Here is a 16,180-nt window from a genome sequence, read left to right on the forward strand (position 1 = left end):
GGATACAGCTGAGGCGGGGACGCGTCGGAGCGGATACAGCTGAGGCGGGGACGCGTCGGAGCGGATACAGCTGAGGCGGGGACGCGTCGGAGCGGATACAGCTGAGGCGGGGACGCGTCGGAGCGGTTACAGCTGGGGCTGGGCCGGGGCCGGGCCCAGGGTGGTGGTGCCCGGGGCCGTACGGTGGCCCAGTCCGGTGCGGTAGGCGTCCAGGGCCGCCTCGACGCGGCCGGTGCGGCGGAGCAGGTCGCCGAGGAGGCGGCACAGGTCGGCCAGGTCACCGGCGGCTCCCGCACGCTCCAGCAGGCTCAGCGCGCGAACGTAGTGCTCCTCCGCCTCCTCGGGCCGGCGGGCGTCCTCGGCGATGATGCCGAGCAACCGGTGGGCGGCCGCCGCGTGCACCGCGCCACGCTCGGGGGACAGCCCTCCGAGCACGTCCCGCAGCAGGTCCGCCGCCTCCCCCGAACTGCCGCGCCGGTGCAGCACATCGGCCAGCTCGACCGTCAGCTGGCTGCTGTAGAGGGCCGCGCGGGTCGCGGACAGCATGGCCAGCGCCTCGCGCATCTCCGTCTCCGCGCGCTCCAGTTCACCGTTCTGCGCGTACACGTACCCGCGCATCCAGTGGCAGTTGGCCAGCTCGGTGCGCAGTCGCAGCCCCCGGTACAGTTCCGCCGCCCTGGCCAGCGAGGCGTCCGCCTCGGCCAGCCGGCCCTCGGCGAGCAGGGTGCGGGCGACGGAGCGGTGCATGCGCGCCACCAGCGCCGGGTCGCCGGACTGCGGCGCGAGCGCCAGCGCGAACTCCGCCGCCTGCGCGGCACGCGCGTGCGCGCCCATGTCCATGTACGGCCCGATCACGCTGGCGTAGAGCAGCAGCAGCGCGTCCGGATCGTGCAGGCCGCCCCGGTTCAGCTCGTCGAGCGTGGACTCCAGCAGATAGACCGCGTACCGCAGTTCCCCCGCCAGGTAGTGCGCCACCGCCCGCCCGCGCAGCGCCGGGACCCGGGCGGTCAGGGGCGCGTCGGCGAGCCGGGCCTCGGCCCGTTCGAAGTACTGGCGGCCCTCGTCCAGTTCACCGGTCTCCAGCGCGCACTCCCCGAGCCCGAGCAGCGCGGCGGCCTGCTCCTCGGCCAGGCCGTGCGTCTCCGCCTCGGCGAGCAGCCCGCCATACTGCTCGACCGCGGACCCGGCCTCACCGGCGGCGAGCGTGCGCTGCGCCTCGGTCAGCCGCAGCCGCAGTTCGGTCACCAGACGGGCCGGGCGCCCGGTCGTCAGTTCGTCGAACTCGACTCCCAGACGGTCGGCGAGATACCGCAGCGCGTCGTCGGAGGGGCGCACCCGGCCGGCCTCCAGGGTGGAGATGTACGCGGGCGTGTACACCGGCTCGGCCAGCTGTTTCTGGGTCATTCCGCGCTGTACGCGCAACTGCTGCACGCGGCGTCCGATGGTCCCCTGCTCGTCCCGCTCCCCCATGCCAACTCCCCTGGCTCCCCTTGCCGTTCGCGTGCGGCAGCCTCTAGGTTAAACCGTGAATTAAACGTGCTTAACCCATCGCTGTTGCGAGGTCGCCGTGCTGGAACGCACACGTACCACCGAGCGTTACGCCCGAGGCTTCGCCGCGGCCGTCGCCGCGATCGCGGCGCTGGTCCTGGCGGCGAACGCGGGCCCGGCCAAGGCCGCAGGACCCGAGCCGGACCGGCAGACCACGGTGCCCGTGGAAGCGGCGGCGCGGTAGCGGCGTCCCGGTAGCGGCGGCGCGACGGCGGGCCGTCAGCCGGGCAGGGCCTTGCGCAGCGCCTCGTCCAGCCGCTCCGCCAGTACCTCCGGCTCCTCGTCGTCCGACCGGTCGTCCCCGACGAGCGGTCCGAGCCGGGTGATGAGGGTCTGGGTGAACGCCCCGTACAGCGGCGTCCTCGGCCGGTGCACCGCGTCGCGCAGGGCCTCCTGCAGCACGGTCGCGGCGTAGAGCGGACGGCCGCCCTTGTCGCGCGGCACCGGGTCCGCGCCCTCCCCCGTCGCCGACCCGGACGGCGCGGCGGTGACCGCCGTACACCGCTCGTCGTCCTCGTAGGCCGAGGTCCGGGTGGCCGCGAAACCGGCCTCCAGCAGGCACCGCTCGCTCTGTCGCCCGGTGAGGAACCGGATCAGGTCGGCCGCCTTCCCGGGCCGCGGCGACGCGTCGGCCACCCCGAGGTTCTGTCCGCCGAGCACCGCCCTCCCGGGCAGCGGCGCCACCCCGAGCTGCTCCTCGGTGAACGTCCGGAAGAGTGCCGGATAGACGTACGGCCAGTGCCGCAGGAACGCCGTACGCCCTTCGGTGAAGTCGTTCAGCGACTCCGCCTCGTCGGAGCGGGCGGCGTCCTGGAGGGTGTACGCCGGCTCGGTGCGCCGGCGCAGCTCCGCGATCCCCGCGGTCAGGTCCTCGACGGTCCCCGTGTAGCGGCCGTCCTCGTCCACCAGCGCGAAGTCCTCCACCGCGGACGCGAACGCCTCCACCGCGTTGACGGTACGTCCCTCGTACGCGGCCAGCTGGGTGGTCCAGCCCTTGCTGTAGGCCCTCCGGTCGAGACGGGCGTCGAGGTCGTCGACGAGGTCCCGCAGCTGCTCCCAGGTGAGACCGTCGCGCGGGTCGGGCCGCTCGACATCGGCCCGGTCCAGATAGTCGCGCCGGTAGTACAGCAGGCCGACATCGCTGTTGAACGGCGCCGCGTACACCGTGCCGTCCCACCGGGCCGTGCCGGCCACGGACGGGATGACGTCACGGTCGACCAGGTCCTCCGGCAGCTCCCTGATCAGCCCGGCCGCGGCGAACTCCGGCACCCAGGTGACGTCGAGGTTGACCACGTCGTAGTCGGCGCTGCGGGACTGCAGCGCGCCCAGCAGCTGGCTGCGCTGCTCGTCGGCGCTGCCCGGGAGCTCCACCAGCCGGGCCCGGAACAGCGAGCCGGCCCGCTGCTCACGCAGGTTCCAGGCGTCGATGAGCTGCCGGCGTATGCCGTTCGTGCCGGTGACGTCCCGGCCGCTGGCGACGACGATCGTCCCGGGCACGTCCCGCGCGGCCGCCGAGGCCGGCCCACCGTCCCCGTCCCCGCTCCCGCCCCCGGTGCAGGCGACCGGCACCAGCAGCAGCGACAGCAGCAGCACGGCGAGCCGCCGGACCACCGGCCCTCCCCTCGCTCCGGCCATCAGCCCTCCCCCGTTCCGGCGCGGGCGACCTCGTCCTGCAGGTCCGCGCCCAGGTCGTCGCCGGCGTCCAGGCAGCGCCCGCCGCTCACGTCGGCGATCCGGTGGTCGGCACGGTCCGGGTCGCAGCCGCCGTTCTGCAGGGACACCACGGTCACCGGGACACGGGACGTCCGCGCCCGGTCCAGGACCTCGTCCAGACGCTCCCCGGTCAGTCGGTCGTTGTCCTCGTCGTCGGTAATGTGCACGATCAGCTGAGGGCGCCCGTCGCCGCCCCCGCGGCTCTTCATCTCGTCGAGGGCGGCGAGCAGCGCCGCGTACGGATCGGCCTCGGCGTCCCGGACCCGGGCGCCCGTGCCGACCGCGCGGTCGGCGTCGGCCCGCCGGTGCGGGGCGAGGTCCAGCAGCGTCTCGTGGGCCCGGCCGCCGATGTCCGCCACCGCCCACACCCCGTACTCGTCCCGACCGCCCAGTCCGCCCAGCGACTGCCGCAGCAGACCGGGTGCGCCGCTCGGTCCTTCCCACCGGTCGTCCATCGAACCGGAGCTGTCCAGCAGGAACAGCACCCGTCCGGGGCCACCGGCGTCCTGGTAGGCGCGCAGCGCCCGCGCCATCGCGTCCCGGCCGGCCGACTCGTCGAGCGGAGTGGGCGCGCTCAGCATGCCGTGCTCGGTGACCTCGTCCGGGTCCAGCGGTTCCCGGCTGTCCGCGGCGCGGAAACCCTGCCGGGCGAACACCGCCCGGCCTCCCTCACCGGTCAGCCACGCGCGGAACCCGTCCACCGACGCGTCCCGGTCCTGCTCGTCGCGGTCCGCGTTCCGCCAGCGGACCCGCACGAACACCGGCTCCACGCCGGGCACGTCCTCGGGGTACTGGGCGAGCCGCGGACTGCGCGCCGTGCGTGCGCAGCCGACACCGCTGCGCAGCAGGAACTCCGGAACGAGGGCGGCGGTGCGGTCGTCCACGGCGTCGTTCCCGGGCAGCGTGCACAGCAGGTCGGCGGCCGTGGGGGAGGGCGACCCGAACTGCTCGACCAGGCGTTCCCCGCGGGAGACGTCGCGCGCCTCGGCGCCGTACAGGCCGACCGTGGCGAGCAGTCCCACGTCCGTGTACTCCGGGTCGGGACGGCGCACGGCGGCGTTCCCGTGCCGCGCGGTGAGGTCGTCGATCATCTCGGTCAGGGTGCGTCCGGTGCGGTCGTTCAGGGCCTCGGAGCCGATGGCGTGCGGGACGGCGAGCACGACGGGGGAGTAGGCGAGGGGTTCCTCGTCGGGTTCCAGGGTGGCGACGGCGTCCGTGTCCCGGCCGTCCTCGGCCCGGTCGGCGTCGGCGCGGGAGGCGGGGATCCAGATGTCCGGCTGGGGGCCGATGTCCCGCTGCGGGTTGACGTCCTCGTCGTGGGGTTCGTGCCAGGCGCCCGTCCGGCTGCGCAGGGCTCCGACCACGTCGGAGGAACCCGCGCTGTAGACGGTGACACCGGTGCGTCGGCAGCCGTCGCCGGTGGTGTTCTCGTCGGAGGTGACATAGGCGTCGGCGGCGGCGCGGACGGTCTCCTCCAGATCCGGGTCGGTCAGCAGCCGCAGCTCCAGCGCCGGGGCGCAGGGGGCGCTGTCGGCGCCGATGAACCCGTGGAGGCCGTAACCGCCGAGGCCGAGGAGCCCGGCGACGAACACGGCGGGGAGGACGACGCGCAGCGCGCTCCTCCGGCCGGAGGAGCGGCCGGACCCTCCGGCCGGGCGTCCGCCCGAGCCCCGGCCCGAGGTTCCGCCCCGGGTCCCGTCCTCCGTCCCGCCCCGGTCCGTCGGCCGGCCCGTCGGCCGGGCGTTGCCCGTACGGGAGACGACGGCACGTAACCGGCCGAGCAGCGCGGCGAGAAGGCCCAGGGGCCAGGGGCGCGTCCGGGCACCCGACGGTCCGCCCGGGGGTCCCCCGCCGGAGCCGCCAGGAGGCGGAGGAGGCGGAGGGGGCGGAGGGGGCGTCACGACGGGCGTGGTGGTGGTCACGGGACCGCCTCCGGATCCGGACCCGTCCGGACCGGCCCCCGAACGTACCGGGCCCCCGCCAGGACCGGTCCCCCGAACGTACCGGATCCTCATCCGGCCCCACCACGGCATCGGCCCGTACCGCTTCCGCGTCAGCAGCACGTCCACCGAGTTCTCCGCCTTCAGCAGCGGCACCCACGGTTCGCCGCGCATCGTGCGGTGGCCGCGCGCGGCCATGCGGTCCCGCAGCCGCTCGGCGAGCTCCGACAGCCGCACCCCGTCGTTCGTCTCCTCGCCCAGGAGCGCCACGAGTTCGGCGGTGAACGGTGTCGGCGTCCGGCCGTCGCCCGCGTCGATGCGGTTGTTGGCCTGCACGCTCATCAGCAGCAGCACCCGCGATCTCTCACGGAAGGTCTCCAGGACCCAGGCCGCGTTGCCCGCGAAGCAACAGTCGAGGATCACCACGATCCGCCGGGCCCGGCTGGTCGTCAGCACCGTCAGGACGGTGGTGAGCGTCTCCGCGCCGGGAAACACGGTCCGTTCCTCCGCGACCACTCGGGCGTTCCGCAGCTGCAGATGCAGCTCGTCGGCCGCGCTGGGGATGGCGCCGTGCCCGGCGAAGTAGAGCAGCAGCAGCCCCTCCGCCTCCTGCGCCGCCCGGTGCAGCGCCCCGCCGAAGTCGTCCTGGGACGGCGAGTGGGCGACCCTGATCTCACCCTCGTCGAAAACGCCGCCGCGCTCCAGCACCTCACGCATCCGGATCACGTTGTGCTTGACCGCGGGGAGGTCGCCGGGCACACCGTGCGGCGGCCCGGTGAAGTCGTACTCCGACATGCCGACCAGCAACGCCCGGTTCACCCGCCCGCGCGGGTCGTAGGGGGCCACCGGCCTACCTGTCGTCGACGTTCACCGGTTCGACTTCCGCGGCCGGCGGATCGCCGGTCTCGACGGCTCCCCGATTGGCAAGCCAGGCCGACACCGCCCGCTTGACCTGGCCCAGCAGTTCCTCGAAGAACACGGCCGCGCCGGCCCCGGTGACGACGAGCAGGATGTCCATGCCGACACCCATCGGGGCGCCGGTGCCGTCCGTCCCGGGCCGCTCGTACATCCGTAACTCGCCCGCGCGCACCCGTTCGTCGAGCGGTTGCTCCCGCTCCAGCCACTTGCGCAGCGCCCCGATGTCCCGCTCGGTCGCCGTCCCGCCCAGACGTACCCGGATACCCTGGTTGGCCACACCGTCCCCCTCAGCCATAACTCACCATCATGGCACCGCGGTCGCCCGCTGGGGAGGGTTCGTACGTCACTCAGCTCTGGGTCTGCAACTGCCGTAGCTGCCGCCGCACATGGTCCAGCGCGCCCTCCTGCCTGCCCGGCACACGGCCGCGCAACTCCGCCAGCACCGGTCCGAGTTCACGGGCACGGGCCGGGTCCTCGATCCGGCCCCACTGGTGGTGCGCCCGGTCCACCGCGGCCTCGACGGCGGGCGCGTCCACCGGCTGGCCCGCGGCCAGCCGCGCCGTGGCCACCGACAGCCAGGTACGGCAGCTGCGCGCGGCGTCCCCGGCCAGCATCGCCAGATCCGCCCGGACCTCGCTCCAGTGCATCGCCTCCTCGGAGACGGGCCCGTGGGCGAGCCGGGCCGTCTGTTCCAGCCGCGCGGCGAGCGCGTCGGCGTCCGCGTGCCGGCCGGAGCGCACGGCGGCGGTGACGGCGGCGTGCGGGTCGCCCGGGACCGGGCCGGGCTGCGCCAGCACCCAGTCGGTGCCCGCGCTCTCCGGCGCGATCCGCGCCAGCGCCTGCTCGTGCAGCTCCGCGACCGCCGGCCGCCGTCCACTGCGCAGAATCGTCGCGACCGCCCGCATGTACGCCGGTGCCGCGACCGCGCGACGGGGCGGCGGCGGTGCGACGCGGCCGTAGACGGCGTTGTCGCGCCCGCAGTCCAGCGGGGGCGGGCCCGGTGGCCGCGACGCGCACAGTGACCGCCAGCTCTCCGGATCGGCGTGCAGATCGAGGATCAGGGTCGTTGCGCCCGCCGGACGCAGCCGCAGTTCCTCCCGGAACCAGTGCCAGGGCAGCGCCGTGTACCGCACGGTGGACGGGGTCGTCCGGGCGAGCGCCAGGTGCGGCAGCCGCTGCCGGCGGTCGAGCTGGAGCTGGCCGCTGACGTACACGGTCAGCGGCCCCGGCGCGGCGGCGGCCGCCCGCAGCCGGGTCAGCACGGCCTGCGGCTCCAGCGGGTCGGCGAGTTCGACGACGTTCGCGGTGTCCGTGCCGGACAGCACGGCGGGCGGCACCGCGGCGAGGACCGGGAGCACGGACGCCGCGTCCACCAGCCGCCCGCGGCCCAGCGGCGCGGCAGCCAGCAGCAGCACGGTTCCGGGCATGGTCCCCTCCCCTGTCGATCAGTTACGGAACAGCACGGTAACCGCTGCGGCCGCGAGGGACGGGGTCAGTTCGGTGAACGTCCCCCTTCGTGCCCTTCGCTCCCCGCCGCGAGGGTCCGCCGTACCGCGAAGGCGGTGGTGTCGTCGGCCAGATGTCCGCGGCAGTGCCGCAGCGTGCCGTCCCGTACGAGGGCGACCAGCCGGGCCGGGGCGGCGATCCGCGGGTCGGCCGACAGCGCACGGGCCACATGCTCGGCGAGCCGGTAGAACCGTCCGTCGGCGTCCCGGGCCTCGGTCACCCCGTCCGTGACCATCAGCAGCGTCTCGTCCGGGGCCAGCGGCACCCGGTGCGTCCGCGGCGTCCCGGGGGAGAGGTCACGGAAGCCGAGCGGAAGCCCTCCCCGGAGCGGCAGGATCCGTACGCCGCCGGGGCCGACGGCCAGCGGGGGCTCATGACCGAAGACGACGGCGTCCACGACATCGTCACGGTCCGCCGGGAACCCGAGCAGGACGGCGGTGGCGAACCGGTCGCCGTCGGCCCGGCCGAGCGCCGTGGTGTACTCGCGGTGGCGCACCATCCGGGCCTCCAGCCGGTCGGCGAGGACCGTCAGATCGGCCTCGTGGAAACCCGCCTCCCGGAACGTGCCGAGCAGCACCGACGCCGTCTCCACCGCCCCCAGCCCCTTGCCCTGCACATCACCGACGAGCACCCTGGTGCCGTGCGGGCTCGGCTGGATGTCGTAGAAGTCACCGCCGACCCGCGCCTGGGCGTCCGCGGTGAGATAGATCCCGGCGTGCTCCAGGCCACCCCAGTCCTTCGGCAGAGGACGCAGCACGGTGCTGCGGACGGTGTCGGTGACGTCCCGCATGTGCAGCGCGCGGCGTTCCCCGCGCACCCGCACCGCACAGGCCAGCGTGGAGAGGATGCCGCCGGTGGTGACGAGGATGAAGTCCGGCAGCCCCGCCTGGAGTTCGTGCGGCCAGGCGTTGTCCACGAAGGTGTAGGCGCCGATGGAGAGCACGGCGTACAGGGCCGTGGTCCACACTCCGCAGATCGCGGCGGCGATGCCCGGCACCAGCACGATCCAGGAGATGATGCGGAACTCGCCGGTGGTGTTGTAGTCGGTCACCGTGATGGCGACGAGCAGCAGCAGCGGCGGCACCCAGGTGACGCTGCGGCCCCCGACCCGGAGCATCTGCTCCAAGTACACGACGTCCCGGCGGTCGGCCCGCGGGTACCGGCCGTGCAGGCCTTGTCCCCCGCTGCCCGGACTCACCGCCCCAGCGAAACACGGGGCCGCACCGCCCGCATCCGTTCTCCGGGCCGACTTGCCGTCGGACCCCGGCGGGTGTGCTCTGGTAGGCGGGGGCGATCAGAGAGGAGCGCTCTCATGGCGCACGCGGCACCCCGGCCCCGGCGAGCGATCGAGCGGGGCGGCACCACGGACCTCTTGAGCGAGCGGGCCCACCGCGCGGCGCTGGTCGTGCTGCCCGTCCTGCTCGGGCTCGTGTACGGCTACTGGGCGGCGGCCAACCGGCGCTACGGCGGGCCCATCACCGGCTGGAACCTGCTGTTCGGCTTCCTCACCGCGCTGGTGTTCGCCGTGGTCCTCATGACGCTCATGGCGCTGGCCCCGAAACTCCGGCGCGAAGTGCACGCGGTGGCGTGGGCCGCCTTCTGCGGCATCGCGGTCGGCTTCCTCTTCAGCCAGTCCGGCGGCAGCGTCCTGCGCTCCACCGCCCTGGCCCTGGCGGTCACGGCAGGCGTCTTCGGCATCATGTTCTACCGCTTCTACACCCGCGAGGACGCCCAGGGCCACCGCGTCGACCGACCATAACCACAGACACCCGCACCACCCACCCGCCCGGCGCCCCAGCCGCAGACACCCGCACCACCCGCCCGCCCGGCGCCCGCGCTCCGCGACCCACCCCAGCCGCGGACAACCGTGCCCCACGGCCACCCAGCCACAACCGTGCCCCACGGCGCCCCAGCCGCAGGCACCCGCACCACCCAGCCGCACGGCGCCCGCGCTTCGCGACCCGCCCCAGCCGCGGACAACCGTGCCCCACGGCTCCCCAGCCGCGGACAACCGTGCCCCACGGCGCCCCAGCCGCAGGCACCCGCACCACCCAGCCGCACGGCGCCCGCGCTTCGCGACCCGCCCCAGCCGCGGACAACCGTGCCCCACGGCTCCCCAGCCGCGGACAACCGTGCCCCACGGCTCCCCAGCCGCGGACAACCGTGCCCCACGGCTCCCCAGCCGCGGGCAATCGTGCCGCAGGGCGATGGGGTCCCCCCGCTCGAGCGAAGCCGAGAGTGGGGGAGGGTGGGCGCGGCGGCACCCCGTAGGCGCCGGGGTGCGCAACACCTCCCGCCCAGCACCCAACCGGGGCCAACCGCCCACCCCGGCCCACCGCCCGTTCGGGCCCCACGGTGCCCCGTACGCACCCCCACCACTCGCCCACCCCGCATCCACCCCGTTGCCTGAAGACGTGCACCTCCGCAACGCCCTGTCCGCGTCCCTCCTCACCCTCGCCTGCCTCCTCACCCCCTGCGCCACCCTGGCCGCCTGGGCGGCCTTCGGCCTCGCCGACACCAGCCGCTACGTCGGCGCCATGGCCCCCCTGGCCACCGACCCCGCGGTACGGGACGCGGTCGCCGACGCCGTCGGGGACGAGGCCGTACGGAAGCTGGCCCCCGAGCCCGGAACCCCGGCGGACGCCGCCCTCGCCCCATTCGTCCGCGACGCGGTCCGCTCCTTCACCCGCACCGACGCGTTCCGCACCGCATGGGACGCGGGGAACAGAGCCGTCCACGACGCCGTCCTGCACGCCCTGCGCGACGACACGACCCCACGGGGCCCGGTCACCGTCGACCTCGCGCGCGTCACCACACAGGTGAAACAGCGGCTCGCCGCCGACCGCATGCCCTACGCCCACCGCATCCCCATCACCCATACGGAGGTCGCGGTGGTGCCCGCCGAGGAGGTGGCCGGACTCCGCAGGGGATACCACCTGCTGGACGCCGCCGCGCTCTGGCTGCCGCCGGCGGCCGTCGTCCTCGCCGTCACCGGGATCGCCGTCGCCACCCGCCGCCGCCGCGCGCTCACCGCCACCGGTCTGGGCACGGCGCTGGGCGGCGCGCTGCTGCTCCTCGCGATCCCCCTCGGCCGCCGGCTCACCCTCGCCGATCTGCCCGCCCACCCGCACCGCCCGGCCGCGGCAGCGGTCTACGACGCCCTCACCGACTCCCTGCGCACCGCGTCCTGGCTGCTGCTCGCGCTGGGCCTGACCGTGGCCCTGTGCTCCTGGCTGACCGGCCGCCGCGGAATCCGCCCCGAACCGCCGTCCACGGCGTCAGCCGCGTCAGCCGTGTCAGCCGCCTCCGACGGCCGTCCCCGGCAACCGCCCGCCACGCTCTCCCGTCCTTGAGGGAGGATGCGGGGGCACAGCATCCGAGGACGGAAGGCCTGAACGTTGGACACTGCGACCGCCGACCCGACGGTCACCGGGTACGGGAGCGGACGGCGGCCCGGGGGAGGGCGACGGTTCCGTACCTGGTGCGCGGCGCTGCTGTTCGCCGGGGTGAGTGTGGTCGTCGGCTGCCGCACCGCCGACACCGACGGCATCACCCCTGTTCCCCAACTGCTCGCCTTCCTGCCCTGGCTGCTGGTCCCCACGGCCGCCGGGCTGCTGTTCACCCTGCTCGCCCGCTGGTGGACCGGCGCGGTGTGGGGTGTGGTCCTGCTCGGCCTGCTGGCCTGGTTCATCGAGCCGTACGGGAAGACCGGCGATCCGGTGGGACGCCCCGTCGCCGAGCTGCGGGTGCTGACCGCCAACGTGGAGTTCGGACAGGCCACCGGCGCGCTGATCGACGCCGTGCGCCGCGAGAAACCGGACGTCGTGTTCGTCCAGGAGTGCGACTACGGCTGCGACGCGGCCCTGAAGCGGGAGCTCACGGACAGCCATCCCCACCGGCAAGCGGTGGAGGGCGGCGGTTCCGAGGGCTCGGTCATCCTCAGTCGCTTCCCGCTCAAGGCCACCGACGGTGTCCCCGGCACCATGGGCATGCCCGGCGCGGTGGCCGACGTCGGCGGACACACCATACGGCTCCAGCTCGCCCATCCCATGCCGCCGCTGCCCGAACAGGTCCGCCTGTGGCAGCGGGAGCTCGACCGGCTGCGCGACACGGCCGCCGCCGCGTCCGCGGACGGCCCGACCGTGCTGGCCGGGGACTTCAACGCCTCCCAGGACCACGCGGCGTTCCGTCGCATCCTCGACACCGGCCTGCGCGACGCGGCCCGGCTCGACGGCGCCGACCGGACCCCGACCTGGCCGTCCCGCACCACCCCGGCGTTCGGCGCGCAGATCGACCACGTCCTGGTGTCCGAGGAGTTCGCCGCGGCCGGCGCCCGCTTCCTCACCCTCCCGGACACCGACCACCGCGCCCTGCTGGTCGACCTGACGCTGCACAGGGCGTAGCCCTGGGTGCAGGGCCCGGCGTACCGGGAAGGGCTGGAGGACCGGTGCCGGGCCTCCAGCCACCCCCCGGAGCGCGGGCGTCAGACGCCGATGTCCCGCCCGTCCGCGCGCCACACCGCGACCACGGCCGGACGGACGTAGCTGCCGGGCCCGTCGGGCCAGGTGCTGGCGGGCCGGTCGACCGTCGCCCCGTCGACCTCGCCCGGGTGCTGCACGGCGACCAGCACCCGACGGTCCTGGATGATCGGACCGCAGGTCTCCGCGCCCTTCGGCACGGTCAGGAACTGCTTCAGCTCACCGCGCCGGTCACCGCGCGTGGCGACACCGAAGAGGCCGTCGTGGGAGCCGAGGGCGCTGCCGTCGGTGGAGATCCACAGGTTGCCGTGGTCGTCGAAGGCGACGTTGTCCGGGCAGGAGATCGGGCTGACGGAGTCCTTCGGGAACCCGGCGAAGTACGTCGCCGGGTCCTCCGGGTCGCCCGCGACCAGGAACAGCGACCAGGCGAAGCGGGTGCTCTCCGGCCGGTTCCAGCGCTCGGTCAGCTCCAGGACGTGGCCGTGCTTGTTGGCGTTGCGCGGATTGGCTTCGTCCGCCTTGGGGTTGGCGTCCACACCGCGCCGCGAGTTGTTGGTGAGGGCGACGTACACCTTGCCGGTGACCGGGTTGGGCTCGATGTCCTCGGGCCGGTCCATCTTGGTGGCGCCCACCTTGTCCCCGGCGAGGCGCGTGAAGACGAAGACCTCCTCGGCGGTCATGCCCGCGACATGCGAGACGGCGCCGTCGGCGGTGGCGGTGGCCAGCGGGATCCACTCACCGCTGCCGTCGAACTCGCCGTCCTTCGGCAGCTTGCCCGTCCCGTCGATCTCCATGGCGGGCGAGTCGCCCGTCAGCCTGGCGACGTACAGCGTGCCCTCGTCGAGCAGCGAGAGGTTGTGCTCGCGCGCCGAACGGCTGTTGCCGTGCCGCATCCGCTTGCTGCCGACGAACTTGTAGAAGTAGTCGAACCGCTCGTCGTCCCCGCTGTAGACGACCGGCCGCCCGTCGTGCGTCAGCCGCACGGTGGCCGCCTCGTGCTTGAACCGGCCGAGCGCGGTGTGCTTGCGCGGGACGGAGTCGGGGTCGTACGGGTCGAGCTCGACGACGTAGCCGAAGCGGTGTGCCTCGTTCGGCTCCTGGGCGAGGTCGAACCGCTTGTCGAACCGCTCCCACTTGCGCTCGGTGCCGCCGGTGCCGATCCCGTACCGCTTGTCGGTGGCGCTGCTGCCGTGGGCGAAGTACTGGTTGAAGTTCTCCTCGCCGTGCAGGGTCGTGCCCCACGGGGTGGTGCCGCCGGCGCAGTTGTTGAGGGTGCCGAGCACCTTGGTGCCGCTGGGGTCGGCGGACGTCTTCACCAGGTCGGAACCGGCGGCAGGACCGGTCAGCCGGAACTCGGAGGTGGCGGTGAGCCGCCGGTTGAGGTGGTGCCGGGTGAGGGGCGTCAGCCTGCCGCTCCCGCGCTCCTCCTCGACGGCGACCACGGCGAGCCCGTGCGCGGCCCAGGCGATCTCCACCTGCTCGCGGGTGGGGTTGGCCGCGTCGTAGTCGCGGAACATCAGGATCTCGTCGGTGTACTCGTGGTTGGCGACGAGGAGCTGCCGACCGCGCTCACCGTGCAGCGGCAGCAGCGCGAGGAAGTCACAGTTGTACCCGAACTGTCCGGCCTGCGCCCTGGCGCTCTGCCGCTCCGGGTCGAAGGCGGGCGCACCCCGCAGGATGGGCTCGCCCCAGCGGATCACGACGTTCTGCCGGTAACCCTCCGGCACGGTGACGGCGTCGGCGGTGTTGGGCGCGACCGGCGTGAACCGCAGACCGCGGGCGCTCTTGGGCTTGTGGTGGTGGCGGCCCTTCGCGGCAGGCGCCGCCTGAGCCTCGGGGGCGGTCGCGACACCGACCGCCCCCGCGCCGGCCGCGGCGACGGTCACGACGGCGGCGGCGCGCATCATGGAGCGGCGGCTGAGGGCGCCGGCGATGACGTCACCGACGTACTCGTTGGAGCTGGTGTTGGGCACCTCGTGGAAGCAGGCGTCACCACACCGGAAACGACAAGTCATGGCGGACCGTCCGCCGGGGTGCGAACCGGACGGCGTTCCGATCAGCGGCAGCAGCTTTCGCACGTGTTCTCTCCTTGGATGCCCGGGGTGTCAGCGTGACCGTAGGAGCACATATGTGCGGCAGCCGGGCGCACGGGTGAACGGCGAGTGAACCTGCGGCAGCATGAAGGGAGTTGCGCCGGGCGGGCGGGGGCCGTCCGCAGCGGGCCGGATCGTGCCCTTGACACATAGGATTCCGCTAACCCAACCCTGCCCAAGATCGCCCTTGCGGGCCGCTAACCTTACGTGTCCGTCCTGGCCAGGGATTACGGGTATCAACTCACGCGAAGGGTTGCGCACATGGGCATTCTCACTCTCCTGCGGAACGCGTTCGGCCGGTCACGCAAAGCGACGCCCGCCGAAGCGGAGGGTACGGCGCAGGCCGCCGAGCCAAAGGAAACGGCCGCTCCGACATCGCCCGAGCCGGCCGCGAGCACACACCCGACCATTCCGTCCCCGTCCCGCGAACCGGCACCGGCCACGCCCTCGGTTCCGGAACCCCGGGAAGAGCACGACCTCGTCAGTGCCGCGTTCGACAAGATCACGGTCCCCGAGCCCACCCGCTCCCCCGACACCCCGCCCCGCACGGCGGAGCCGAGCACCACCCCCGCCTCGACGGCACCGGCGGACCCCACCCCGACGAACGAGCCCGAGCCCGAGGCGGACCCCGCCCCGGCGAACGAGCCCGAGGCCGCCCAGACCGCGCCCGAGCCGGAACCGACCCCCGAGCCGGAACCGACCCCCGAGCCGGAACCGAAGCCGGAGCCCACGGCAGAAGCCGCACCGAAGGCCGAGCCGGACCCCACCGCAGACGCCGACGCGGAAGCGAAGCCGGAGGCCGAAGCGAAGTCCGAGGCGAAGCCGGAGCCCGAGGCAAAGGCCGAGCCCGACGTGACGCCCGAGCCCGAGCCGGAAGCTGAGCCCGAGCCCACGGCAGAAGCGGAAGCGAAGCCCGAGCCCGAGGCGAAGCCCGAGCCCGAGCCCGAGGCCGAGATGACGCCCGAGCCGGAAGCAAAGGCAGAGCCGACGGCCGAGCCGGAGCCGGAGGCAACCCCCGAGCCCGCCGCCCTCCCCGCCGAGGACTCAGCCGCACCGGCACCCGCCAACGGCGAGGACGCCCCACAGGGGCCACCCGCACCCGACGACGAGACCCGCACGGGCGGTGCGGGTGGGAACGACTCCCCGGCCGAAGGCGAAGCCGAGGCCGAGGCCGACGTAAAACCCGAGCCGGAGGCAGAAGCCGAGCCGGAGCCGGAGGCCAAGGCCGGAGCGAACACCCCCGCCACCCCCGCCACCAAGCTCCGCAACACCGCCCTCGCCCCCGCGTACAAAGCCGCGACCGCCACCCTCGACAAGCACGACCTCACCGGCACCCGTGCCAAGGTCTACCTCGTGCTCGACCGCTCCGCGTCCATGCGCCCGTACTACAAGGACGGCTCCGCCCAGGCACTCGGCGAGCAGACCCTCGCCCTCGCCGCCCACCTCGACGCCGAGGCCACCGTCCACGTCGTCTTCTTCTCCACCGAACTCGACGGCACCGGCGAGCTGACCCTCACCGACCACGAGAACAAGATCGACGAGCTGCATGCCGGCCTCGGCCGCATGGGCCGTACGAGCTACCACGCCGCCGTCGAGGCGGTCCTCGCCCGGCACGCCGAGGAAGCGGCCGGCACCCCGGCCCTGGTGGTCTTCCAGACGGACGGCGCCCCCGACGCCAAGACCCCCGCCACCCAGGCCCTCACCGAGGCCGCGAAGAGCCACCCCCAGGTGTTCTTCTCCTTCGTCGCCTTCGGCGAGCACGACAACAAGGCGTTCGACTACCTCCGCAAGCTGAAGACGGAGAACACCTCCTTCTTCCACGCGGGCCCCACCCCCCGCGAACTCACGGACACGGAGCTGTACGAAGGCGTACTGGCCTCCTGGCGCCCGTAGCCCCCGCCCTCACCCCCCTCCCTGTCCCCTACCTGTCCCTTCCCTCTTCCCCATGCCCTTGCCCTGCCTCCGGGGGGCGGACGGACCTCCC

12 protein-coding genes are annotated in these 16,180 nt (G+C 74.1%); 5 read left to right on the forward strand and 7 right to left on the reverse strand.

The genetic code is table 11. The annotated features are described in order from the left end of the window. Positions 1 to 126: 126 nt before the first annotated feature. Positions 127 to 1,470, reverse strand: a complete 1,344-nt coding sequence (locus ACIF9R_RS10835) for a tetratricopeptide repeat protein (protein ID WP_399977296.1) — start codon at positions 1,468 to 1,470, stop codon at positions 127 to 129. Between the two features lie 97 nt (positions 1,471 to 1,567). Between ACIF9R_RS10835 and ACIF9R_RS10840 the strand changes: the two genes are divergently transcribed. Further along, positions 1,568 to 1,732: a hypothetical protein gene (locus ACIF9R_RS10840; protein ID WP_399977298.1), complete on the forward strand. Its 165-nt coding sequence runs from the start codon at positions 1,568 to 1,570 to the stop codon at positions 1,730 to 1,732. 35 nt (positions 1,733 to 1,767) lie between these two features. Here the strand turns inward: ACIF9R_RS10840 and ACIF9R_RS10845 are convergent, their stop codons facing one another. The 5 genes from ACIF9R_RS10845 to ACIF9R_RS10865 all read right to left on the reverse strand — a co-directional run bounded on the left by ACIF9R_RS10845 (position 1,768) and on the right by ACIF9R_RS10865 (position 8,742). Continuing rightward, positions 1,768 to 3,183, reverse strand: a complete 1,416-nt coding sequence (locus ACIF9R_RS10845; RefSeq protein ID WP_399977300.1) for an extracellular solute-binding protein — start codon at positions 3,181 to 3,183, stop codon at positions 1,768 to 1,770. Next, on the reverse strand, positions 3,183 to 6,047 hold the full coding sequence (locus ACIF9R_RS10850; protein WP_399977303.1) for a caspase family protein: 2,865 nt from the start codon (positions 6,045 to 6,047) through the stop codon (positions 3,183 to 3,185). Before ACIF9R_RS10850 ends, ACIF9R_RS10845 begins: the two co-directional genes overlap by 1 nt. A 4-nt stretch (positions 6,048 to 6,051) precedes the next feature. Beyond that, positions 6,052 to 6,414, reverse strand: coding sequence for a hypothetical protein (locus ACIF9R_RS10855; RefSeq protein WP_399977305.1), 363 nt, complete (start codon positions 6,412 to 6,414; stop codon positions 6,052 to 6,054). 52 nt (positions 6,415 to 6,466) lie between these two features. After that, entirely contained in the window at positions 6,467 to 7,546 is a 1,080-nt protein-coding gene (locus ACIF9R_RS10860) for a hypothetical protein (RefSeq protein ID WP_399977308.1), read from the reverse strand. 65 nt (positions 7,547 to 7,611) lie between these two features. After that, a complete protein-coding gene (locus ACIF9R_RS10865; protein WP_399977899.1) occupies positions 7,612 to 8,742 on the reverse strand; it encodes a PP2C family protein-serine/threonine phosphatase in 1,131 nt (376 codons plus the stop codon). Positions 8,743 to 8,937: 195 nt separating this feature from the next. Between ACIF9R_RS10865 and ACIF9R_RS10870 the strand changes: the two genes are divergently transcribed. The 3 genes from ACIF9R_RS10870 (at position 8,938) to ACIF9R_RS10880 (ending at position 12,028) form a co-directional block, all read left to right on the forward strand. Next, the gene (locus ACIF9R_RS10870) at positions 8,938 to 9,384 is read left to right on the forward strand and encodes a hypothetical protein (protein WP_399977311.1); all 447 of its coding nucleotides are present in this window, start codon (positions 8,938 to 8,940) and stop codon (positions 9,382 to 9,384) included. A 655-nt stretch (positions 9,385 to 10,039) separates the two neighbouring features. Further along, a complete protein-coding gene (locus ACIF9R_RS10875) occupies positions 10,040 to 10,978 on the forward strand; it encodes a hypothetical protein (protein ID WP_399977314.1) in 939 nt (312 codons plus the stop codon). Between the two features lie 45 nt (positions 10,979 to 11,023). Then, entirely contained in the window at positions 11,024 to 12,028 is a 1,005-nt protein-coding gene (locus ACIF9R_RS10880; RefSeq protein WP_399977317.1) for an endonuclease/exonuclease/phosphatase family protein, read from the forward strand. 80 nt (positions 12,029 to 12,108) lie between these two features. Here ACIF9R_RS10880 and ACIF9R_RS10885 read toward each other — a convergent pair whose 3' ends face one another. Continuing rightward, positions 12,109 to 14,181 carry a PhoX family protein gene (locus ACIF9R_RS10885; protein WP_399977320.1) on the reverse strand — a complete coding sequence of 691 codons (2,073 nt, stop codon included), beginning with the start codon at positions 14,179 to 14,181 and terminating at the stop codon, positions 12,109 to 12,111. 276 nt (positions 14,182 to 14,457) lie between these two features. Between ACIF9R_RS10885 and ACIF9R_RS10890 the strand changes: the two genes are divergently transcribed. Continuing rightward, entirely contained in the window at positions 14,458 to 16,089 is a 1,632-nt protein-coding gene (locus tag ACIF9R_RS10890; RefSeq protein ID WP_399977322.1) for a VWA domain-containing protein, read from the forward strand. Positions 16,090 to 16,180 lie beyond the last annotated feature (91 nt).

The organism is Streptomyces sp. NPDC086080 (genome assembly GCF_044540255.1).
Classification (GTDB): Bacteria; Actinomycetota; Actinomycetes; order Streptomycetales; family Streptomycetaceae; genus Streptomyces.